17 protein-coding genes are annotated in these 23,688 nt (G+C 50.6%); 4 read left to right on the top strand and 13 right to left on the bottom strand.

Features of this window, described 5'->3' with window-relative positions; all coding sequences use genetic code 11:
- Positions 1-102 precede the first annotated feature (102 nt).
- Complete coding sequence (locus N7268_RS21235; protein ID WP_260864355.1) at positions 103-1,269, top strand: benzoate/H(+) symporter BenE family transporter; 1,167 nt, start codon at positions 103-105, stop codon at positions 1,267-1,269.
- Here N7268_RS21235 and N7268_RS21230 read toward each other — a convergent pair.
- Positions 1,252-2,121, bottom strand: a complete 870-nt coding sequence (locus N7268_RS21230) for an AraC family transcriptional regulator (protein WP_260864354.1) — start codon at positions 2,119-2,121, stop codon at positions 1,252-1,254. The two genes, N7268_RS21235 and N7268_RS21230, sit on opposite strands and share 18 nt — an antisense overlap.
- 186 nt (positions 2,122-2,307) lie before the next feature.
- Here N7268_RS21230 and N7268_RS21225 point away from each other — a divergent pair, with 186 nt between their 5' ends.
- Positions 2,308-3,216 (top strand): DMT family transporter, encoded by a 909-nt coding sequence (locus tag N7268_RS21225; RefSeq protein ID WP_260864353.1) that lies wholly within the window; start codon positions 2,308-2,310, stop codon positions 3,214-3,216.
- A 40-nt stretch (positions 3,217-3,256) separates the two neighbouring features.
- Here N7268_RS21225 and N7268_RS21220 read toward each other — a convergent pair whose 3' ends face one another.
- The 3 genes from N7268_RS21220 to tehA all read right to left on the bottom strand — a co-directional run bounded on the left by N7268_RS21220 (position 3,257) and on the right by tehA (position 5,684).
- Positions 3,257-3,931, bottom strand: coding sequence for a DUF3313 domain-containing protein (locus tag N7268_RS21220; RefSeq protein ID WP_260864352.1), 675 nt, complete (start codon positions 3,929-3,931; stop codon positions 3,257-3,259).
- 155 nt (positions 3,932-4,086) lie between these two features.
- Positions 4,087-4,683 carry a tellurite resistance methyltransferase TehB gene (gene tehB, locus N7268_RS21215; protein ID WP_260864351.1) on the bottom strand — a complete coding sequence of 199 codons (597 nt, stop codon included), beginning with the start codon at positions 4,681-4,683 and terminating at the stop codon, positions 4,087-4,089.
- The gene (gene tehA / locus N7268_RS21210) at positions 4,680-5,684 is read right to left on the bottom strand and encodes a dicarboxylate transporter/tellurite-resistance protein TehA (protein ID WP_260864350.1); all 1,005 of its coding nucleotides are present in this window, start codon (positions 5,682-5,684) and stop codon (positions 4,680-4,682) included. The genes tehB and tehA overlap by 4 nt, the downstream gene beginning before the upstream one ends.
- A 113-nt stretch (positions 5,685-5,797) precedes the next feature.
- Between tehA and ydcK the strand changes: the two genes are divergently transcribed.
- Complete coding sequence (gene ydcK / locus N7268_RS21205) at positions 5,798-6,778, top strand: YdcK family protein (RefSeq protein WP_260864349.1); 981 nt, start codon at positions 5,798-5,800, stop codon at positions 6,776-6,778.
- On the opposite strand, the gene rimL is transcribed toward ydcK, so the two are convergent.
- The 5 genes from rimL to N7268_RS21180 all read right to left on the bottom strand — a co-directional run bounded on the left by rimL (position 6,770) and on the right by N7268_RS21180 (position 12,102).
- Entirely contained in the window at positions 6,770-7,315 is a 546-nt protein-coding gene (rimL, locus tag N7268_RS21200) for a 50S ribosomal protein L7/L12-serine acetyltransferase (RefSeq protein ID WP_260864348.1), read from the bottom strand. The two genes, ydcK and rimL, sit on opposite strands and share 9 nt — an antisense overlap.
- Positions 7,316-7,492: 177 nt before the next feature.
- Positions 7,493-7,717, bottom strand: a complete 225-nt coding sequence (locus tag N7268_RS21195) for a YdcH family protein (RefSeq protein ID WP_003833168.1) — start codon at positions 7,715-7,717, stop codon at positions 7,493-7,495.
- Positions 7,718-7,884: 167 nt separating this feature from the next.
- Positions 7,885-9,540, bottom strand: coding sequence for a glucan biosynthesis protein D (locus N7268_RS21190; protein WP_260864347.1), 1,656 nt, complete (start codon positions 9,538-9,540; stop codon positions 7,885-7,887).
- 193 nt (positions 9,541-9,733) lie between these two features.
- On the bottom strand, positions 9,734-11,077 hold the full coding sequence (locus N7268_RS21185; protein ID WP_260864346.1) for a VOC family protein: 1,344 nt from the start codon (positions 11,075-11,077) through the stop codon (positions 9,734-9,736).
- A gap of 122 nt (positions 11,078-11,199) precedes the next feature.
- On the bottom strand, positions 11,200-12,102 hold the full coding sequence (locus N7268_RS21180; protein WP_260864345.1) for a manganese-dependent inorganic pyrophosphatase: 903 nt from the start codon (positions 12,100-12,102) through the stop codon (positions 11,200-11,202).
- Positions 12,103-12,331: 229 nt separating this feature from the next.
- On the opposite strand from N7268_RS21180, the gene N7268_RS21175 reads away from it, so the two are divergent.
- A complete protein-coding gene (locus tag N7268_RS21175; protein WP_260864344.1) occupies positions 12,332-13,255 on the top strand; it encodes a LysR substrate-binding domain-containing protein in 924 nt (307 codons plus the stop codon).
- Between the two features lie 36 nt (positions 13,256-13,291).
- Here N7268_RS21175 and N7268_RS21170 read toward each other — a convergent pair whose 3' ends face one another.
- The 4 genes from N7268_RS21170 to N7268_RS21155 all read right to left on the bottom strand — a co-directional run bounded on the left by N7268_RS21170 (position 13,292) and on the right by N7268_RS21155 (position 23,669).
- Positions 13,292-14,980: a methyl-accepting chemotaxis protein gene (locus tag N7268_RS21170; protein ID WP_260864343.1), complete on the bottom strand. Its 1,689-nt coding sequence runs from the start codon at positions 14,978-14,980 to the stop codon at positions 13,292-13,294.
- Between the two features lie 169 nt (positions 14,981-15,149).
- Positions 15,150-16,268: an S-(hydroxymethyl)glutathione dehydrogenase/class III alcohol dehydrogenase gene (locus N7268_RS21165; protein WP_260864342.1), complete on the bottom strand. Its 1,119-nt coding sequence runs from the start codon at positions 16,266-16,268 to the stop codon at positions 15,150-15,152.
- A gap of 32 nt (positions 16,269-16,300) precedes the next feature.
- Entirely contained in the window at positions 16,301-16,576 is a 276-nt protein-coding gene (locus N7268_RS21160; protein ID WP_003833178.1) for a metal/formaldehyde-sensitive transcriptional repressor, read from the bottom strand.
- A gap of 241 nt (positions 16,577-16,817) precedes the next feature.
- Entirely contained in the window at positions 16,818-23,669 is a 6,852-nt protein-coding gene (locus N7268_RS21155; protein ID WP_260864341.1) for a calcium-binding protein, read from the bottom strand.
- Between the last annotated feature and the right edge of the window lie 19 nt (positions 23,670-23,688).

The following is a 23,688-nucleotide window of genomic DNA, read 5'->3' as shown; positions in this document are numbered from 1 at the left end:
CGCCTCCCTCAATCTCCATTATTAAAACAATAGCTTATCACTTGTACGCTATAACGCACAGTGCTACAGTAAATCGACCGTTATAACGCACACGGAGTCACTATGCGCGCGCTTTCAATCCCTCTTCCCACCGTATTATCCGGTTTCGTCGCCGTTCTGGTGGGTTATGCCAGCTCAGCGGCAATTATCTGGCAAGCAGCACTCGCTGCAGGCGCAACGACCGGGCAAATCGCCGGCTGGATGACCGCGCTGGGCATTGCCATGGGAGTGAGCACCCTGGCGCTGACATTGTGGTATCGCGCGCCGATATTGACCGCCTGGTCAACACCCGGCGCGGCGTTGCTGGTCACCGGTCTGCAAGGCTTAACCATTCAGGAAGCAATTGGCGTATTTATTGTTGCCAACGCACTCATTGTCCTGTGTGGCGTCACCGGGCTTTTTGCGCGTCTGATGCAGATTATCCCACACTCGCTGGCATCGGCGATGCTGGCCGGCATACTGCTACGTTTCGGCCTGCAGGCGTTCAATAGTCTTAACAGTGAACTGATTCTGTGCGGCAGCATGTTACTGGCGTGGCTGATATTCAAAGTCCTGACCCCACGCTATGCGGTTATCAGTGCGATGCTGGTTGGCATTGCTATCGCCTTAATTAAATGTGACGTTGTCACAAACAGCGTTGATTTATCGCCGGTTATGCCTGAATTTATCCTGCCCCAATTCTCCATTGCCCACAGCATCAGCATTGCACTACCGTTGTTTCTGGTGACGATGGCTTCACAGAATGCGCCAGGCATTGCCACCATGAAAGCATCAGGCTACGCATTACCCGTTTCCCCCTTGATTGTCTTCACTGGCCTGCTGGCGCTGCTGTTTTCGCCATTTGGCGTCTATTCCATCTGCATTGCCGCCATCACCGCCGCCATTTGCCAAAGCCCGGAAGCGCATCCTGACGCCCAACGGCGCTGGTTAGCTGCGGCAGCCGCAGGGGTATTCTATCTGTTGGCCGGTCTATTCGGAGGCTCAGTGACCGGATTGATGGCTGCCCTGCCAGTAAGCTGGATCCAGATGCTGGCCGGCCTTGCGCTGCTGGGTACCATTAGCGGCAGTTTGTATCAGGCACTGCATAATGAAACCGAGCGAGATGCCGCCATCATCACCTTTCTGGTGACGGCCAGTGGCTTGACGCTAGTGGGAATTGGGTCTGCGTTTTGGGGGTTAATTGCCGGAGGGGTGTGCTACACGGTACTGCGATTAGCGCGCCGCACGTAACTGCGAGGGCGTTTTACCGGTCACCTGTTTAAACCGGTTACTGAAATGGCTTGCCGAGCTGAATCCGCAGGCCATCGCGATATCCGACAAGCTGCGTGAAGAATAACAGACCAGTTGCTGCGCCAGCGCCATACGCCGTTGCATCACATACTGATGTGGCGCCATGTTCATCGACTGACGAAACATTCTGGCAAAGTGAAAATCACTCAATGCGGCTTCCCCCGCCAGATCGCTGAGTGTGATGGGCGATGCCAAATGCGCGTCAATATAGGCCAACACGTTGCGTAATGTCGCAGGCGCAAGCCCTCCCGTGATCACCGGCGGGCGCCATTGTACGTTACTATAGTGCTGGATCAGATGTGTTAATAAGAGTGACGACGCGGCACTGAGCGTCAGATGATTAGCGGGTTGTCGCCAGTCATTGCCGAGCAAAAACTGGCGGTAGACCGCCGTGATCCCCGGGTCACTGCCAAACGTGTGCTCATCCAGCGTGAAGCTATAGGGGCTTTTGTCCCAGACTTTCTCTCCCACTTCCCGCAGATGCGCGTCCGTACAGTAGAGATGAACAAAAGAGAGGTCATCCCGAATATCCCAGGTAGATTCACTCTCTTTCGGCATCAGACAGAAACGATCGGGACCACCGCCGTTCTTCCAGCCTCCAGCCGTCTTGTGATAGCTCTCGTAGCCATCCGCGACATATAAACTGAGTGTGTGGTGGTCGCAATATTGTGTGATGGTATCGCGCTTGTTCGACCAGGCCGCCAGTTGGATCCCCGAATGCAACGCAACCGACTCATGCAACACGGCATTGTGTTTGCGTAAATTTTCAAAGGCACCGTAGGGCTGAGACATACCATCACATTCAAAATAAGTTTGCAGACTTTCAGTCTATATCAGCCACATTTTGTTAACAGCACCCTTTTCACGCCGACACGAAAAAAAGCGCAAGATTTTGCAAGTCGCCCGCAAGCAGATGAAAGCGCCCTGACCTTTTGCATGGCACAGTCTGGCGATGAATACCAAAAATGAGAGTCATGTATGAACGCATTGTTGTACTGCCTGGTTGTAGTGATATGGGGAACGACATGGATTGCAATTTACCTGCAACAAGGTCCGGTTTCGGCGCCAGTTTCCATCTTCTGGCGCTTTGCCGTCGCCAGCGCCGTGATGATCGTTGTCCTGCTGATTAGCGGTAAGTTACGTAGGCTGTCAGGTCGTGATCATCTCTTTTGCCTGCTCCAGGGAGGATGCGTTTTCTGCTTCAATTTCTGGTGTTTTTATTCCGCTGCCGCCTGGATCAATACGGGGCTGGAATCCGTTATTTTCTCGATGGCCGTGCTGTTCAATGCGGTCAACAGCTTCGTCTTCTTTGGCCAAAAACCACCGTTACGCTTCTATTTAGCCGCGGGTCTGGGATTGACCGGTATCGTTACTCTGTTCTGGCAGGATTTGGTCAGTAGCGGGTTGAATCACTCACTTTTGTTGGGCATCGGCTTAAGCGCGCTGGGAACCTTTGGTTTCTCGCTGGGCAACATGATTAGCCTTCGCCACCAGAAAAAAGGTCTCGAGGTGCTGACGACCAATAGTTGGGCAATGTTATACGGCACAATACTGATTGCCGCGATAGCGTTTATGCGTGGTGATAACTTCACGCCAGAGTGGACCTTCAGCTATCTCAGCGCGCTGTTATATCTGGCGATTTTTGGGTCGGTGATTGCGTTTGGCGCCTACTTCACACTGGTCGGCCGTATTGGTCCCAGCAAGGCCGCTTACAGTACGTTGCTTTTCCCGCTGGTGGCGCTGACGCTGTCTACGTTATATGAAGGGTATATTTGGCAGATCAACGCGGTTACGGGTTTAGTGCTGATTTTGCTGGGAAATCTGGTGATGTTTGCACGCCCGGAGGCGCTGGTGGGTAAACTTTTATATCGTCGCCGTACCGCATAAAAAAACGCACCATCTGCTTGTCGCGGATGGTGCGTCCTCATTATTTCTTGTTGCTGTTAACGTCAAACATTGAGGCGTCTGTCGCCATGTCATCAACAACTTTTTTCAACGTTTCGAACGCCATCGGCGTGCTTTCGTTGTTCAGGTCTTTACCTTCGCCCTGACGCACAACTTTAATGACCGGTTTATTGGTTGCCGCATCGATCAACTCACCCTCGAAATAGAGGTGCGTGTCCATCGTACGGTGACCGGTGACCATTTGCGTACCGGCAACAACCAGTGCAACGGGAACCACTTCATAGAATTGCAGCCCTTCTTTACTGGTATCCACACCGGTAATCGCGCCACGGAAGATCAGACTACGTGGGCCAGGTGTCGTAACCAGAGGCTTACGTTTTCCAATAGCGGTTTTCATTTGAGTATTGGTATAGCTCAACAGCTTATCAAGAACCTGCTGACCAACCTGCGTGGTGGGTTTAGGAACCGGGTAATATGTTATCGGGTTATACACGATATTGTCATATTTAGATTCATTATAGGCAGGATCAATCCAACGAAGTACCGGTTGTCCGGTAGCTGATTTTGTTTCCTTCAGACCAGAATAATCTTTTAAAAACCCAGAGTATTTATCAGGCTGAGTCACTTTAGACGCACAACCCGATAACGCCAACAAGCCAGTAAGCACTGCAACTTTAAATAAAGTTTGAGTACGCATGAAACGATCCCTTTAGTTTTCGCAATGATGCTTAAAAAGGATAGCAAACCAGAATCATTTTAGATGTACTAAAAATGGTAAGGACCGCACAATTTTATCTCTGCGCTCGTCGGGCAAAAACGTCGAGCACAGAGAGACTTAACGCAACATAGGTATCACGCGGGTTTACGCGCCAGCATTGTCGCAAAACGCAGTTTAATACGATTGCCATTTTCGTCTGTGCGGTGAAGTTCACCCACGTCTTCATTGTATTTCAGCAAATCCCACCCGCTGTAATAGCGGCGTAATTCACCTTCTTTAAACGCAAACGGGAAACCCACGGTGCAAGGGAAATCATCAGTATCCATTGCCGCAACAATCAGGTTATATCCGCCGGGTTTCGTGCAGCGTTGCATATTTTCAATCAGTCCCGGGATCGTTTTCGCTTCCAGAAACATCATTACAACGGTAGAAAGGATAAAATCGTATTCACCATCAAAATTCAATGTATTGAGATCCGCGACGCTCGCCTGCAGATTGTTCAGCCCTTCAGCCGCTTTAATACGCTCCAGATTCGCAATACTCATCGGATTTTTATCCCATGCGGTCACGTCGTATCCATTTGCGGCCAGGTAGAGGCTGTTACGACCATTACCGCAGCCCAGATCTAACGTTTTGCCGGGCGCGACAATTTTTGCTGCCTCGACAACATCGGAATGCGTGCGGGTTAAATCGTATTTTTCAGTAAAGTAGTTTTCGTCGCAAAAAGTCATTTTTTATCCTCAGATTTCAGTAGTGCAGCACGCTCCGTGCGAATGAGCAGTTTACCCTGCATCAGCAATGCAAACGTACGTACCAGTAACAATGCAATGATAAAATTGGTAAAAATAAACAGTGGGATCGCCAGCGTATGAAAAAAGCCTGACGTGCTGCTGTGTCCTAAATGCAGCCCTGTCGTTGCCAGCGCCGACACACCGAACGAGAAGCTCCAGAAAGAGGCATTAAACGGCTGAGACAAATACCATGGCATCAGACGGAGCATGAAAAGAAGCTGCAGCAGGCCATAGCCGAACAACATTTTAGCCAGCGTGTCGCCCTCACCGCCATTTACGCTCAACCAGGCGCTACAGGCGACCAGCGCAGGTGCCAGTTGAATGCCCAGAGACGTGCGCAAAACCGCTGGCAACTCGCCGGAACTGCGTAAACGCTGCAAAATCACAGGCTCCAGGCTTAACCAGGAGAAAACGCCCGCGCCCAAAAACACCAGCCCGGCATCGTTAAAGCCGAGTGCGCCGCAGGCCATCGCGCTGATAAAGTTATTGGCAACGGTCGGCAGATATAACCCCGGCGTCGTCGCTTCCTCTGGATGCGACCCCCGCCACAGCCCTGCCGTTTGCCAGGCGGCGTAAGTCAACTGGATCACCACGCCAATGCTGAATAATCCCACCGCTAACGGACGATACCAGGGGACAAAGCCGATCGCGACCAGCATGGTTGTTGCCGGGAAAAGACTGACAAAACTACTCATTACCGGATGACGAATTTCCGCCAGGACGCTGTGCGGGAAGCGCACCAGTCGGGTCAGAAAAGCCAGCGTCAGCAGACCCCAGATGATCATGGCAAGGATCACTAAACCGTCGCCAATCCGGTGGCTCACTGGCCACACCTGACTGGCGTATCGCCAGGCAAATCCCATCCCGATGGTGCCCAGTACCATCCCAAAATAACCGGCCGGAAGATTAAGCACCCGGTCGCGCTGATTCTCATTACTCATTTTGTTTATTTTTTAAAGTATATTTGAAATGCATTTTATGGAATTTCTGGCGGTTTAGCCAGTACGGAAAACTTTGCTACGTTTAACTAAGGTGCGCAACATGGAAATGAGCTATGACCAAATACCGTCTCAGCGATGAGCCTCGCTCCTTTAGTTATCAGGATAATGGCAACAAAAAAAGCGTATCGCTACGCCAGATTATTGCACTTATTGACTTCAATGATGTGAAAGCCGGAACGCCCGGTGGCTGGGTTGACGATGAAAGTGTGTTGTCACAGCACGGGGATTGCTGGATTTATGATGAAAATGCGCTGGTGTTCTCAGGTGCGGTGATTTCAGGGGATGTCCGTATCACACAGGCCTGTGTGATACGAGATGGCGTACAAATGAGCGGTTCGGTCTGGATTGATCAGGCTGAAATCAGTCACGGCGCACAAATACGTGACAACGTCACCGTCAGTCATTCCATTATTCGGGGAGAATGTCAGCTGTCGGGTGATGCCCGCATTCTGTGCCATTCTGAAATTATCGCCGCCAAAGGATTAACCCGCGAAAGCGACCAGATGCTGCAAATTTACGATCGCGCCACCATCAGCAACTCGCGCATTGTGCATCAGGCACAGATCTATGGTGATGCGAGCGTCAGCTATGCCTTTATTGAACATCGCGCCGAAGTCTTTGACTTTGCCCGGATTGAAGGCAATGAGGAAAACAACGTCTGGATCTGCGATTGCGCAAAAGTGTACGGACATGCCCGCGTCATAGCGGGCACCGATGAAGATGCCATTCCTACCCTGCGCTACAGTTCACAGGTCGCAGAGCATGCGCTGGTCGAAGGTAATTGCGTCCTGAAACACCACGTGCTGGTCGGCGGTCATGCCGTGCTGCGCGGTGGCCCGATCCTGCTGGATGGGCACATTCTTATTGAAGGCCAGGCCTGTATCCATGGCGAAGTCTTGATTGAACACCATATCGAAATTAACGGTCAGGCCCGCGTTGAAGCATTTGATGGCGATGCTATTCACCTGCGCGGGCCAAAAGTGATCAACGGCGAACAGCGCATTACGCGTACACCGCTGGCAGGCTTACTCTGAAGGGTTATCAATGATACGGGCATAGAGATTAACATCATGGTACTGGCCGTTGAGAAACTCCGCCTGCTTCAGACAGCCTTCCAGCAGGAAGCCATTGCGCTGCGCGACCTGGTTACTTTCGTGATTATCGACCCGACATTTGATGATAAACCGACGGATCTCGCCGCGCTGAACATAATGATGAATCAATGCCTGTAACGCGCGGGACATAATGCCTTGTCCCTGATGGTCTTCATCCAGCCAGTAACCGATGTAGGCCGCTTTGTTTAGCGGTTCTATCTGATTAAACGAGATAACCCCCACCATACTCTCACCCTCAAAAATGAGAAACATTTTGGCGTAGCCGCGCTCATGCAATAGCACATTCCCCTGCACATTCTTGCGGGTGTCCTCTTCGGAGACCACAAACTGCGGCCAGTTCAGCGATTGCTGGAGCCATGACTTATTTTTGAGCACCAACTGATGCAATGCCGTGACGTGTTGTTCCGCAACCGCACGTAGCGACAGCGTGGCGCTCACGGTGATCATTTCGGTCATACTGATATCCTGTAACGGTCTTCGAATGGTGAATTTTTATTATGCAGAAGCAATATGTTAACAACAATATCGGATTTGGTCAGGACGTACAGACGGGGGATATAAATCGAAAACGTCTTCAGCAGGAAGGGCTTTCCCTCTTCGCGGAAAGCCCTTTTAGACATGAAAGCCGTTTAATTAGCTCTCACTGACACTCTCTTTTTGCAGAATTTTGAGCAGGTCTTCCTTCAGGTGGAGTTTCTGTTTCTTCAGGCGAACAATATCCAAACTGTATCCCCGACCATCCGAACCTTCCAGTCTGGAGATCTCATGATCGAGGCTGTTGTGTTTTTCGAATAAAGACAGAAAGCGAGGATTCTCGGATTTCAGTCGGGAAATAAGGTCTCTGTATTCTGGAAACATACTTTCTCCCTGTTAGTGAGCAAGAATGTGTACAACAAATACACAGTCTCAGCTTACCGGTTTGGCTTAAGGAAAAATGCGAACAGGATCGAGTTAATAGTGAACAGAAACGTTCAGGAGAGACTGGAGATGTGGCTCCCCATGCGGAGAGCCAAAGGCATAACACATTAACGCATTTCGCGATCGTCAACGTACTGACGTTTGTCGGCAGCAGGCGGGAAATACTGATATAACCATGTCTCGCTGATGGCATCCCCCTGACAACGCAGGAACATACGCATGTCTACCGGGTCAGTTGAGTCAGAGGTTGGGTACCAGTCAAACTGGATACGGTAACCATCAATTGGCTCAATGTAGAGGATCTCAATCTGCTTAGCCTCACCGCTGGAGAGCGTGATAACGGGCTCAATCCCCTTCGGCGCAGCGGCTTTTAGATCGCCACCGACGAAATCCACGGCAAAACGGCGAGCCCATTTTTCCGGGTAATGTTCGCCAGGCGCCCATCCTTCCGGGAATCCGCCCATGCCAGTACGGGTCGCCAGCACACGCGCCAACGGTGAACGCACCGGCGGCTGAGCGCTCCAGTAAAGACGATATTTAAATTCCAGCTCGTCACCGGCCTTGATCGACTTCTCCGGTTGCCAGAAGCAGACAACGTTATCCAGCGTTTCGCCGGTGGTCGGGATCTCCATCAAGCCAATCGTCCCTTTGCCCCACTGGTTACGCGGCTCCACCCACAGGCTTGGGCGTTTATTGTACCAACCCATAATGTCCTGATAGTGGGAGAAATCACGGTCAAGTTGCAGCAGGCCGAACCCTCTCGGGTTGTTGTCGGTGTAAGCATTAAACTGCAGTTTTTGCGGGTTATTCAGCGGACGGCAGATCCACTCGCCATTGCCCCGCCACATCGCCAGACGATCGGAGTCATGGATTTGCGGGTGAATGGTATCGCACATCCGACGTTCATTGTTGCCACAGCTAAACATGCTGGTCATCGGCGCAATACCGAGCTGCTTGATATCTTTGTGCGCATAGATGTGGTTCTGCACATCCATGATCACCTGCGTTTTCTCACAGTGGATCAAAAACTTAAACGCACCGGTAACGCTTGGGCTATCGAGCAACGCATAGACTGTGAAGGACGTCGCGCCCGGTTTAACCGTTTCAAACCAGAAAGCGGTAAAGTCAGGGAACTCTTCTTTTGTGTCGGTATAAGTATCGACCGCCAGACCACGCGCGGATAAGCCGTACTGATAGGTGTCGTCGACGGCGCGGAAGTAGCTGGCGCCCAGGAAGGAAACCACATCACGGCGGGCCAGTTCTGGCGCTTTAAACACGCGGAAACCGGCGAATCCGAGATCGCTTTGCCCTTCCAGTTGTTTAGTATCGACGCCCGCATCGTTATATTTGAACAACTCAGGACGGAAGTGGATTTCGCGCGCCATATGCGTGCTGTCATCGACCGAAAACATGCGAACACGGCGACGAAAACCCATTCCTACATGGAAGAATTGCGCATCGAGCTGACGGTTTTCCACGTTGTTCCACAGGGATTGCTCGGCGTCATACTGAATGCTGTTGTAAGCCTGTGGCGTCAGTGTCGCCAGCGTATCAGGCAATGCGCGCGGCGCGCCGCCCCACGGTTTTTGTGCTAAATCATGAGCCATCGACTGCAGAACGGAAAAATCAAAACGTACGGTTTTTCCGTCTGCAATGTCAGACTCCGCCGCATAGGCGGCACGGGAGAAGAGTGATGCAATACCACTGGTTCCGCACACGGCGGCCATTGCCATTGAACCTTTAATAAATCGTCTGCGATTCATGCCTGAAAGTGAGTCCTTCTGGTCGTGTGAATGGTCCCGCGCCGGTCAAAATCTGCGGCAAGAGAGTGCACATTTCTGACCGCTCACTCTAGACAAAATTCATTAATAATCCAATTGTTGGTCGTCGATAATCTGTACAAAATCGAAAATATTTTATGTCGATGAGAACAGACCGAATCCGGTGTAAATCCCGTTACAGCAAACCGCAACGCCGTTTGCTTCGCTCTTCCGCCTCCTGATACAGCACAAACTCATCATAGACGGCGCAACCCAGCGCCTGTTCAAACGCATCCCGACTGGCATTACCATGCGTACGCGCCTGCGTTTCATTACCCAGATTGGACTGGAAGATCCCGGCTGCACTTACCGGTAAAAAGTCTTCGTAAGTGATGGGTTGAGCAACCAACCAGCCCCGTTCAATCAATGGCTGCGGATCATCCCCCGGTCGAATAGCGTGTCGGTGCGCCTCACCTGATGGCGTTAAACGATAACGGAACCAGGCTAAGCCCTGTTGACGCAGTAAAAATTCACTGTCCGGGAAGGATTTAAACACTGCCTGAAGGTGCAACTGGTGCGTCAGGTTATCCTTACCGGTCCCCGCGTTTTGCAGTAATTCGTCGTACAGTGCTCTGCCTTTGGGCGTTAACGCCACGCCGCGCTGTTCGATCTCGCCAAAACGGGCGGTATGGGTTCCGCGCATTTCACCGGCAAACAACACCGCCTCCTCCAGCGCTTTAAAGCTGGTCTGGCGCAGCAGAATGGGTACTTCACGACGCGGAGGACCTTCAATCAGTATTTTGGGCTCAATTCCGCACTCTGGCATCATCGACTGTACCCGATCGATATCCAACGTACGCGGTGTCAGGTGGTTGATATGACACCCGGGGAAACACACCACATCAGCAATCAAGCGGTGCTCATTATGCAGTGCGTGATAGGTCTCTTCATCCACCGTCGCATGCTGATGCCAGCGGAAGGTTTCCAGCGCCTCGCGCACAAACTCCTGCGCTTGCGCGGGCGTAAAAGCCCCTTGCGCATCAAATGTATCCAGCAATTCATGACAGCGGCGAGTGAAGATGTCGCGCTTTGCGAGGATCTCTGCAGCCCGTTGACGCAACTCTACATTGTCGATTAATTCAAGGCGTAGCAGCGAAGTAAACACCCGAAACGGGTTACGCGAAAGCGACGCATCGTCGATGGGACGAAACGCAGTGGAATGGACGGGGACGCCGGCCTGGGAGAGATCGTAATAGCTGACGGGATACATGCCCATAATGGCGAACATTCGCCTCAGGGTGGACAATTCCTCTGCGGTACCGACCCGAATGGCGCCGTGGCGCTCAACATTCAGGCGCGCAAGCTCATCCGCATTCGCCAGTTTTTCATGGAGCGTCGGATTATTCTCCAGTACCGCCAGATTCACATCAGCGACAAGTTCCAGCAACGTGCCGTACTGCGGGACTTCCTGCTGGTACATTGCTGACATTGCCTGCGAAAATTGTTCCCGAATCTCATCTGCCGTGATGGTGTTCGCCATAATGTCATGCCTCCAGTGAATATTACCTGGAGTGTAGAAAACGCTACTCAGTCCGGTGGGAAGAATTTACAAAGTGTGATCCGGCATAAATTCCCCCCATGCACTATGGCTACTCACCAAACCTACTGACGCGGTTTTAGTTTGCTTTCCAGCCAGGGGAGCATCTGCTTTTTACGGCTTAACATCCCTTCCACCTTGCAAGGCTGCGGTATGTCTGAAAGTTCAGAGCCGGCAAACCACAAGCTGGTATCGCCGAGGTTTATATCGGTCAACATCAGTACCACCAACGCGGCCTGGCTTTCTTGCGCATAGCGCGTCATTTCCTGACGGAGATCGTCCAACACGGCCTCAACCTGGTTCAGTGAATACAGCTCGAGCTGCGCGACGCAGACCTGATGCCCGTGAATCGTAAACGTTTTAATATCTTTATTGAGAAGTTCCCGCGCACTCATGCCCTCAACACTGGTTTTGGCGGACAGCAGGTCACGGCTAAAATCGTCCAGATTCACACCGGCGAACTGCGTTAGCTCTTCCACCGCCTTGCGATCGTCTGGCGTGGTGGTGGGCGAACGAAGCGTGACAGTGTCACTTAACGCAGCACCTAGTAGCAGTACGGTCTCAGCGGGAGAGAGTTGACTGCGTACATCCTCTGACATCAATTGCCACAACAGGGTCGCACTACTGCCGACAGGCTTGACCCAGACTTCCGGTGGCAGTCGCGTGACTAATCCACCGAGGCGGTGATGGTCGATAATGCCGACGACGTTACTCTCAGTCAGAGAATCAGGCCCCTGAGCCGGTTCCGTGAAATCGACCAGCCAGACATCCTGGTCAGTCAACGGAAACGTCAGCCGTTCCGGCATGGCCAACCCTGCCTGCTCAAAAATAAATTGTGTTTCCCGGTTAGGTTCCCCCGCACGCCACGCCGTCGCGTCGAGGCCCCGTAAATTTAGCCAGCGCGCGGTCATTGCCGCCGTGCAAATTGCGTCGCTATCGGGGTTAAGGTGTCCTATGACATGTATCATTAATCAGTGCCTTGTGATGGGAAAAATGCAGAAGTGAACAATTCTTTGAGTATAACCACAGGTTATACGCCCTGCCATGATCCCGACACGCCCCTGACTGTACAAAACATAAGCAAAATAAATTAGTTGTAAGTAAAACATGATAAATGTTAATAATATTTTGCTATCAGGTTATCAAAAACAAACAACTTCACTTGTCACCGGTACTGCTCTGTTTTTAACATCGCTTATGGAAAAAAATGGTCTGTTCAATCAGCGCATTCGCTTGCGCCACCTTCATACTTTTGTAGCCGTTGCACAACAGGGGACTTTGGGGCGCGCGGCTGAAACCCTTAATCTGAGCCAGCCGGCCCTCTCAAAAACGCTCAATGAACTGGAGCAACTGACGGGTGCCCGGCTTTTTGAGCGCGGTCGTCTTGGCGCACAGCTGACACTGCCCGGCGAAAAGTTTCTTACCCATGCGGTAAGGGTGCTTGATGCGCTCAACACCGCCGGCCAGGCATTAAATCACAAAGAAGAATCACAAAACGATGTTGTTCGTATTGGCGCGTTGCCGACGGCGGCGCTCGGTATTCTTCCTTCCGTTATCGGCCAGTTCCATAAGCAGCAAATGGAGACCACGCTGCAAGTGGCTACGATGAGTAACCCCATGATACTGGCAGGCTTAAAATCAGGCGAAATCGACCTCGGCATTGGCCGCATGGCTGACCCTGAATTAATGAGCGGTCTGAATTACGAACTATTATTTCTGGAATCACTGAAACTGGTGGTGCGTCCTAACCATCCGCTATTGCAGGAAACCATTACATTGAGCCGCGTGATGGAATGGCCGGTTGTGGTATCCCCGAAAGGGACAGCCCCACGCCAGCATGCAGAAGCGTTGCTACAAAGCCAGGGCTGCAAACTACCGTCTGGCTGTATCGAAACGCTGTCAGCGTCACTGTCTCGTCAATTGACGGTTGATTATGACTATGTCTGGTTTGTGCCTTCAGGCGCGGTACGGGAAGATTTACGCCAGGCGACACTGGTATCACTGCCAGTACCTACCCAGGGCTCGGGCGAACCCATCGGCATTCTGACCCGCGTGGATGTCCAGCTCCCCACGGCGGCTCAGGTACTCATCGCGGCGATTCGCAAAACAGTACCTTACTAATCAACGCGTAAAGGGGCCATCAGGCCCCTTTTATCGTTAAAACGTTTCCCAGTTATCGCCGCTGGTGGTCGCGGCTTTCGGCGCTGACCAGTCAGTGTTGGTGGCATTCGGCACACGTTTAATCACACTGCCTCCCTGTAAACGGAACGTGCCTACCGCTTCCGTTAATCGCGCAGCTTGTTCTTCCAGAGATGTCGCTGCGGCAGACGCTTCTTCCACCAGCGAGGCGTTTTGCTGTGTGACTTTATCCATCTCTGAAATCGCCTGACTCACCTGGACAATGCCACGGCTCTGTTCATCCGAGGCCGCTGCGATCTCCAGCATAATGTCCGTCACGCGTTTAACCGCATCGACAATATCCGTCATGGTGTTTCCCGCCGCGACAACCTCGCCAGAGCCCTGTTCAATCAATCGCACGGATTCGCTGATCAATCCTTCAATCTCTTTAGCTGCCTGGGCGCTGCGACTTGCCAGTGTACGCACTTCACTGGCGACAACAGCGAATCCGCGGCCCTGTTCTCCCGCCCGCGCGGCTTCGACTGCCGCATTCAGTGCCAGAATGTTGGTCTGGAAGGCAATGCTGTTAATGACGGCGGTAATTTCCGAAATCTTCTGCGAACTTGTCGAGATATTGCCCATCGTTTTCACAACCCCGGACACCATCTGCCCGCCACGGCTGGCTTTCCCGGAGGCATCCTCCGCCAGCTTGCTTGCGTGATGCGCGTTATCGGCGTTCTGTTTGACGGTTGCCGTCAGCTCTTCCATGCTGGCCGCCGTCTGTTCAATCGCGGCAGCCTGCTCTTCAGTGCGCGACGACAGATCGGCATTACCCGCGGAGATTTCGCTGGTACCACGATAAATCTCTTCCGCTCCCTGCCGTACGGTTCCTACCGTTTGCCCCAGTGAATGCTGCATCGTCTGGAGATGGCGACTCAGACGGCCAATCTCGCTACGTCCGGTAGGTTCATTCTCCATGGTCAAATCACCCGCTGAGATTTGTTCAATGCGTTGAGCCGCACGTAACAGAGGACGGATCACGGTGCGTCGCAGAACCATAAATGTCATCAGCGTCAGCACCAGAGCGAGGATGAATGCCCCCAGCATAAAGGCCATACCGAGCTGGGTACGATAATGTGCCTGCTCACTTAGCTGGTTAGCCCTTTGTGTACGAATCTCTATCGCTTTCAGCAGAACCTTGTTATATGCGGTATCGAGCGGTCTCGCCTGTTCATTTTCATGGTTGATAATCGCCTCAAACATCCCGTTTTTGGCGTACTTCAGCATGGGCTGCAAACCGTCGATATAGGCCTTAAAGCTGCTATTGAGTTCAGCGTCTAACGCTTCATCAGCAGGCGTTTTTACCGATCGTGACATATACGCGTTGAAACCCTCCTGCGATTGCCCGATACGTTTTTCCGCCTCAGCGATATTGAGCTTCATATCGTCCATTTCAGCAATACGGCTCGCCGCACCTGCATGGATCATATTAATACGCGCAGTACGTAAGTGGTTGGAGCTGTTGGATAACCCCATTCTGACCTGAATCTCATCAGTCACATCGCGCAGATCGCGATCGGCCTGCATGAGAAAATAACTCGCCAGCCCTGAACTTAAGGCAAACAGCAAAAGGATGCCACCGAGAATGGAGGAAAACAGCGGAACCAGTCGGATTTGATGCAGAAAACCCAGCGAACGCCGGGTTTGCATCGATGTTGTGTTGTCCATGACCGTCGACTCTCTTGTAGGGGTTATGCGTGAAAACACGCCCGTTAGATAGTCATCGGCAATCGGTGTCGTTTGCTTACCGCGAAAAGCGCAGCATTCGTCACACTTTCACAACATAATTCTAAAAAATTCAGGCAAGTGCCAGCGGAGAATTCCGCTGGCGGATGAATCAGTTATCCCCAAAGTGGATAACGGTACGGATAGATTTCCCTTCATGCATTAAATCAAATGCCTCGTTAATCTGCTCCAGCGGTAAACGATGCGTGATAAACGGATCCAGCTGAATTTTCCCGCTCATCGCTTCTTCTACCATTCCCGGAAGCTGTGTGCGCCCTTTGACGCCACCAAACGCAGAGCCACGCCAGACGCGGCCGGTAACCAACTGGAACGGACGTGTTTTGATCTCTTGTCCGGCACCCGCAACCCCAATAATGATGCTTTCACCCCAGCCTTTATGACAGCATTCCAGCGCGGCACGCATCACATTCACATTACCGATACATTCAAAGCTAAAGTCCACGCCACCGTCGGTGAGCTCGACAATCACATCCTGAACGGGTTTATCGTAATCATTAGGGTTGATGAAATCGGTCGCCCCCATTTCTCCCGCCAGCTTGAATTTCTCCGGGTTCGTATCGACCGCTAAAATGCGACCGGCTTTCGCCTGTACCGCACCCTGAATCACCGCCAGGCCAATCCCGCCCAGACCAAACACGGCCACGGTGTCACCTTCTTTTACCTTCGCGGTGTTGTGTACCGCGCCGATCCCGGTCGTGACGCCACAACCCAGCAGGCACACTTTGTCCAGCGGGGCCTGCGGGTTTACCTTCGCCAGCGAGATCTCCGCGCAAACGGTATATTCACTGAAGGTGCTGGTCCCCATATAGTGATAAATGGGTTCGCCGTTATAAGAGAAACGCGTCGTACCATCCGGCATCAGCCCCTTACCCTGAGTGGCACGTACCGCCTGACACAGATTGGTTTTACCGGACTTACAGAACTTACACTCGCCACATTCTGCGGTGTACAGCGGGATCACATGATCGCCGGGTTTCAGGCTGGTGACGCCTTCTCCCACTTCCACCACGATGCCGCCGCCTTCATGACCCAGCACTGCCGGAAATACACCTTCTGGATCGTCGCCAGAGAGCGTAAATGCGTCAGTATGGCACACACCGGTATGGGTGATTTTTACCAGTACTTCCCCCTTTTTTGGCGGTGCGACGTCGATTTCAACGATTTTTAACGGTTGGCCGGGGCCGAATGCAACTGCTGCACGTGATTTCATATGTCTCTTCCCATTATTGCGAGGTGATGGTGTTATTTTAGATAAGCACGAAGAAGATGGCCGATTTCCGCCATACGCACGGCACGCTGATCAGGCGTTGTCTCCCCACTGACCAGTTCATCTTTCAGGTGGATTTCAACCATTTCGCCCATCAGGCCATTGGATGCACCGCGAACAGCGGCAATTTGTTGCAGGATCGCCAGACAAGGTTCCCCAGACTCCAGCGCGCGCTCTAGCGCATCTACCTGACCGCGAATACGGCGAACACGAGTCAGAATGCGTTTTTTGTCTTCAGGTGAATGCGGCATACGCCCTCCAGATACTATAGGGGGGTATGGTAACTTTTTTAATACATTCTTGTAAACATTATGTTTTTTGTGGTTTTCAATTACTTAGAGGGTTCTAGCAAAAGCCACTATCGGACATAAAAGGCCTTTTTAATGCCCCTTTTTTGCCCCTTTTTCTTTTTTTTGCCCCCAAATTTGCCCCCAAAATCTCCACCCGGAATTGCTAAAACTCTCCCACCCACGCCGGGCGGGAGCGTTTATTTTAGAAGTTAACCACTGAATTAACCGTCGTTTTCGATGAACTGAGCGTCGGCATCATTGCCATGCTACTGTCTTCTTCGCCCGCATCGCACGCCATAAAGGCTACCATTTGTTCCCGTACCCGTTGCAGAGAAACGGGAGCATCAGCCAGAGCTGCAACCGGCAGCGGGATACCATCTTCAATATGGTTCAGGACATCAGCCACCAGCCAGTCGGTGCCGTCGGCAAAGGCGATATGCTCAACCTGATATTTTGCGGCGCTGAAGTAATCGGCCACCGTCACTCTGTCGGTATTGCCTGTGAAATTGATCAGCAGATCGTTTCCGCTACGCTGCATTACCACGTCAGTTGCCAGCACCCCCTCACCAAACCGCAGCGTATCGACATCCCCCTTGTCGCTGTAACCTTCGGTAATGATGTCCTGACCATCTCCGGCATTGAACATGTATGTGTCGCTACCGGTATAGCCTTTCAGGGTGTCATTGCCCGCGCCGCCTGCCAACTGATCGTTATCATTCCCACCGTCCAGGCTGTCGTTACCGGCGGCACCGCTCAGCCAGTCATTCCCTGCGCCGCCAGAAAGCACATCATCACCCGCGTCGCCATACAACGTATCGCGCCCATCATCGCCATTCAGTTTATCGTTGCCCTCTTCGCCAGCCAGCAGATCGTCTCCTGTCGAACCCGACAAGACATCGGCACCGTTACCGCCATACAGCGTATCGTCACCGCCTGCACCATTAAGGGAATCATTTCCCTCATCGCCGTATAATGCATCGCTACCCGCTGCACCATTGAGCCTGTCATCGCCACCAGCAGCGTGAATTTCACTGCCCGTCTCGCGCGCCTGTATTTTCTGTGCATCGTCAGTACCGATATTAAGAAATAATCGTTTTTCTATTTCTGCAATATTCCAGCATGTACCATCAGCAAAAATTATCTCTTCAATTTTGTAAATTTCACTGGAGAAATAATTATTAATTGTTACGCTGTCATCACTACCTTTAAAACGAATAACCAGATTATTTCCCACTGGCTCAATAATGGCATTTTCAGCCAGCAACCCTTCACCAAAACGCAAAATATCTGATGCGGTATCGTAGCGATCTTCGAGAATGACATCCTGACCATCACCCGCATTAAACAGGTAAATATCGCTGCCGCCGCCACCGTCCAGTCTGTCATTACCGGTGCCGCCTGCCAGAGTGTCATTACCTTTATTACCCATCAAGGTGTCGTTGCCATCATCACCGTAGAGGCGATCGCTTCCCGAATTACCCAGAAGAGTATCGTTTCCTCCCGCGGCATGAATTTCACTCCCGCTGGCAAATGCCTGAATAGTTTCCCCGTTCTCGGTGACCTGGTTGGCAAGTAAACGCGTTTCCATTTCGGTATTATCCCAGCGAGTGCCATCGAAAAAAATAATTTCGTCTATTTGATATGACTGCGAATAGAAGTAATTTTTTATCGTTACGGTGTCTGTACCTCCCTCAAAACGAATGAGCAGATTATTGCCGCTGCGCTGGACAATGGCATTTGCAGCCTGTAAGCCTTCACCAAAACGCAGCGTATCGGCGTCATAAACGTTATAACCCAGATTGTCTATCTCATCCTGACCATCACCAGCGTTAAACAGATAGGTATCGCTGCCACTTTCCCCTTCCAGTTTGTCATTACCTGTACCACCAGAAAGAACATCGTTGCCAAGCCCGCCGATCAGCGTGTCATTACCATCATCGCCATACAGAATGTCATTTCCCAAATTACCTTTCAGCGTGTCATCACCGCCGGCGGCGTGGATTTCACTCCCCGTGGAAACGGCTTCTATGGTCTGCGCCTCGTCGCTACCGGCATTGGCAAATAGCAGCTTACCTACTGCCTCCGCATCCAAGACAGTACCATCGGCAAAAATGATCTCTTTCACTTTCATCTCGTAGGAAGAGAAGTTGTCTTTGATCGTCACACTGTCGCCACTGCCCTTAAAGAGGATCACCAAATCCTTACCATTAAGTTTCAACAGGGCGTTTTCTGCCAACAATCCTTCGCCGAAGCGCAGTGTATTTAGTTCGTCACTGTAGCCATACTCACTAATGACATCCTGACCGTCTCCGGCGTTGAACAGATAGGTATCGTTTCCTGAGCTTCCATCTAGTTTGTCATTGCCGGAACCGCCTGACAGAATGTCATCGCCGTAGCTACCATCCAGAGCATCATCGCCATCATCACCGTACAGACTGTCATTACCTGAGCCACCTTCCAGCGTATCGTTGCCGCCGCCAGCATGGATTTCACTGCCGCCTTCTTCCGCAAACATTTGCTGCGCATCATCTCTACCAATCAGGGCCAGTTCATGCACTGTTGCAATGTCCCAGCAAGTTCCATCAGCAAAGCGTATCTGATCCACGGGGCGATTGTTGCTGGCGAAGAAGTTATAAATTTTCAGGCTGTCTTCACTGCCGCGAAACTGAATAATCAGATGGTTACCCTCACGCCCGACCAGCGCATCCTCCGCCCACAGCCCTTCACCCATCAGCACAATATTATGCGCCGGACTGTCTGAACCAGTGAAATCGAAGATACTGTCCTGACCATCCCCGGCGTTAAAAATATAGGTATCGCTGCCATCGCCCCCGTTCAGGTCGTCCTGACCTGCACCACCGGTCAGCGTATCATCGCCGTCATTCCCGTAGAGGTCGTCGTCACCGGAAAGCCCCGTCAGGGTGTCGTTACTGTTCCCGCCCTCAAGCCCGCCACCCTCTTCGCTGGCAGTCAGTTCCAGCTCTTTGTCTACGGGAATGTGGTCGATAATGGCTGCGGTATCCCAGACCGTGCCATCGGCAAAAATAATCTGCTGCAAAAAAGGCGCTGTCTCAGAAAAATAATCTCTGATGGTAATGTTGTCGGTACCATCGCCAACCGCAATCACCAAATTTTTATTATGTCTGGTGAGATGCACCGCCTCCGCAGTAATATCAGCACCGAAACGCAGCGTGTCATGACCAGGCTCATCATACGATTCCGCGTAAATATAATCCTGACCGTCACCGATATTAAACAAATAGGTATTATTACCTGCCCCGCCGTTCAGCCAGTCTTCACCTTTTCCGCCGGAGAGAATATCATCCCCTTCATCACCATACAGTTCGTCATCACCTTCATCACCGTACAGCATATCATTGCCAATATTACCGTTGAGCGTGTCATCCCCGCCGCCTGCGTGGATCTCATCACCGGCAACATCCGCATCCATCATGCTTCCGGCATCAGAACCCACTGTCCGCGCCATGATATCCGCGAGATCCCATACGGTTCCGTCAGAAAATATAAAATTTTCAACATGATACTCACTGCGTGTAAAATAGTACCAGATAAAAATCCCGTCATTGCTGTTTTTAAAATTAATAGTCAGATGATTATCAATGCGGGTCAGCGTTAATTGATCGGGAGTAATACCCTCACCAAATACAATCTGGTCTTTTCCTGACTGGACAGCCCATTCAAGAAGTTGTTCCTCTGATGCACCTCTGGGATGATACACATAACCCATATTCCCACCGGAATCATAAATAGTATCGCGCCCGTCACCGACATTAAAAATATAGGTGTCATCTCCCTTTCCCCCCCACAGAGCGTCATTACCCTTACCGCCATAAATAATATTATTTCCGGTAGTTGCCTCTATTGTCTGGTTACCCTCGCCGCCCCAGAAAAAATTATTTTGTTTTTTTCTGATCGTCTCCGCCGTAACGCTGAATTCGGGATCATGAGACAGATATTCCGCCATGCCGGGATAACGCAGACTGGCATAATAATGTAATTCAGCCAGTCGTTGCCGGTTTGTATCCGAATAAACACACAGGTTAATTAACAGCTGGCTGACTTCCTGTAAATGCGCATAATCCCCGCTCTGGTAGAGACGGGAATAGAGCTCCGTGGTATTCCGGTAGCTGAGGGTTAAATCTTTCGGGCCGGAACTGTAACCAGACAGAACCACATTTTTCATTTCTTCATAAAATGTCGTCTGCGCCAGCAGCTGTGCTCCGGTAAAGGACTTAAATTTTTCATATTCCGCCAGCAGTACCGGACCTGAATCCCGCCGTACCAGGCCCGTAATACTCTGCGCTGTGAGCTTCTCCAGAACCGCGACCTGTTGCCGGGAGACGGTAAAATCCACCGTTGCCGGGATATCCCCGGCACCGGCCCACTGATAGATAACCTGATCCAGCAGGGCTGCCTTTTTACCGGCATCGGCCTCCGCCAGATAACGGTTCACCAGCGCCTGCAGTTCCGTATCGCGCAGCATCGCCTGACGCAGATCCGGCAGGTTGCCAAAACCCCGCGCCTCCGGCAATCTCAGCACCTCCTCCGTGATGGAAGTGTCATACCCCTGATCCCTTTCATCAAGATCCACGTCAAACCAGACGTCGGTGCTGATCGTCTTATGGCCATCACTCCACTGCACTTCTGCGTTCTGCCGGTGCTCCTGACCGTTACTGTCAGTCCAGGACGACGTGGCATAGCGGATATCGATTGCCGTAATACCCGCCTGCGCCAGGCTGTGGAGTTCACCGGCGTCCGTCACACCATTGCTGTTAAGATCCTGCCATATCTGCAGCGATGACCAGGCACTGTCATTATTGTCCAGGAGCCCATCCAGGTTATTGTCCAGATCGTTAAGCGCCTGGAAGCCATTGCTTGCGATGCTGCCGTCTTTAAGTCCCGTACTGTTACCAAACAGTTCCTGACCGCTGGTGATCCGGCCATCACCATCCAGATCCCTTACCAGTAAACCGTCCGTTGCCGCCACCCAGCCGCTGCGTTCCCGGCCGCCGTCACCACCGTGGTCAAAAAATACGCCTTTCCCGGCGAGCGTTTCGATACCGTTACCGTTCAGATCGATAATAACGGGGTCTGCTTTGGGGATCAGAGGAGGGATGAAATCCGGAAGATGAATACGACCGGAATTACCGGAATTGCCGTTGTCCTTTTCCGGTTCTTTTTTATTAATTTCTTTAAGTAAAATCCCTAATGCACTGTAAGTCACGTTTCCGTCAGAATCGACGGTCGTTTCAGCCCATGTTTTAAAATCGACGATTTTAAGGCCACCATTGATAATCAGATTATTCCCCTCGAAAATATATTCATCGCCACCGGAGCTTCGATAAACTGTCTTACCGTTATCACTTTCCGACGTCTTTTCAGCATATGCCTCGTTAAGGAGAGTCTCATTTCCATTGCTATCCGTCAGATACACACTTCCGAAGATATCCATCCCCGAACTGAGCACAATGGTGTCATGCGGATCCACGAAAAAGTTATTAAACCCTATGCCACCATATAGCGTGTCAGCCGCACCATCGTATTTTTCAAGCAGATCTCCACCATACAGCGTATCATTTCCGGCACCACCAGAGATTATGTCGCTTCCCTTGCCGCCGTTAAGAATATCTGCACCATCACCACCATAGAGAGCATCATCGTCAAGGCCACCATATATGGTATCGTTACCCAGGCCACCAATTATAGTATCGGTGCCGCCAACGCCATTAAGTAGATCGTCCCCATTTCCACCACTCAGATAATCATTGTATTTTGTTGCTGTTACTTTGTCGTCACCATCACCGGCAATGTAATAAATTCCGTTGCTGACATGTTTGGAAAGGTGGTTATTAATATCTACCCAAGGAAATTCAGATGCGAAATTCATAGCAAAATCATACCAAGGGCCTTCTATATGGAATTTAAATTTGCCCTTGGAAATATCAACACCAGTAATGGTGGTGGTCTCAGAGATATCATCACCAGCATCACTTCCATAAATTATAGGTCGACCAAACTCATCAAGAAATTTAATAACGCCGGACTCCCAAAGTCTGTCAACCATACTTTGTAAAGTAAATGGGCCTTTAAATGATGAACTAACATATGATGGAGAGATAACTTTGGCATTGTTATAGGCATCATAAGTCAGAGTAGTAGTAGGGTATACGCCAATGAAGTTAAAATTTAATTTCTTACCAATTCCATTAGGATCAATGACCTTTTCAGTTGCAAAATTTGTATAGTCAGAAATAGCACCGCCTTTAAAATCAAAATCTTCATCTGCCCCATCCTTATTAATTTTCGGAATTATAGAGAAATTCTTCACTTCTCGGGAACCATCAGGATAAATACAAAACCTAGGGATATCACTGACTAGATCCATATTTCCTTTTTCTAAAGCAGAGTTTATTCTTATTCTGTCAATATTGTATTTTTTATTAAAATCTCCGTAATCCATGTTTACATCTTTTGGGTCCGGTTCAAGATAGAAACCTGGAATCATAAACATAGTTGATGCCCAAATAAAGCTTCTATTTTGATAATCTTCTTTCGATTCACCCTCTCCATGAGAAAAAAATTGATAAACTGTATCGGAAAGTTTTTTGCTAATTGACATGTAATTCATAGCATTAATGATTTCTGCTTTAGTATAACCATCCTCAGGTTTTACATTAGGATTGAGACGGTGCAACTCAGCAGATAAAGAATGGATATCCACCAAGTTTTCAACCTCCTCACCCCTTGCTGCTTCATCTAGTGTGTAATCACTCGCTGTTTTATCTTTGAAGAAAAGGTCCAGCCATAGAAAATTGTATACGCTAATAAAAGGGCTACATTCTTCCATAAATAGATTAATATCTACATCAATTGTCAATTCATCACGCTTACGTAAATGAGGAATTGATTCATTGAGTTTATCAGGCATACCTTCTGCTTTCCCCCATAGATAAAGATTAATTAACTCCGTAAAACTATGGGAAGTGTTAAGCTCGGTATTTGGCATATTATTAAAATCATCAGAACTTGGCATTATTAAACTATTCCTTATA

This window comes from Citrobacter sp. Marseille-Q6884 (assembly GCF_945906775.1).
In the GTDB taxonomy this organism is placed as follows: domain Bacteria; phylum Pseudomonadota; class Gammaproteobacteria; order Enterobacterales; family Enterobacteriaceae; genus Citrobacter.
The sequence above is the reverse complement of the archived record's forward strand: the minus strand, read 5'-3'. Positions and strand labels throughout refer to the sequence as shown.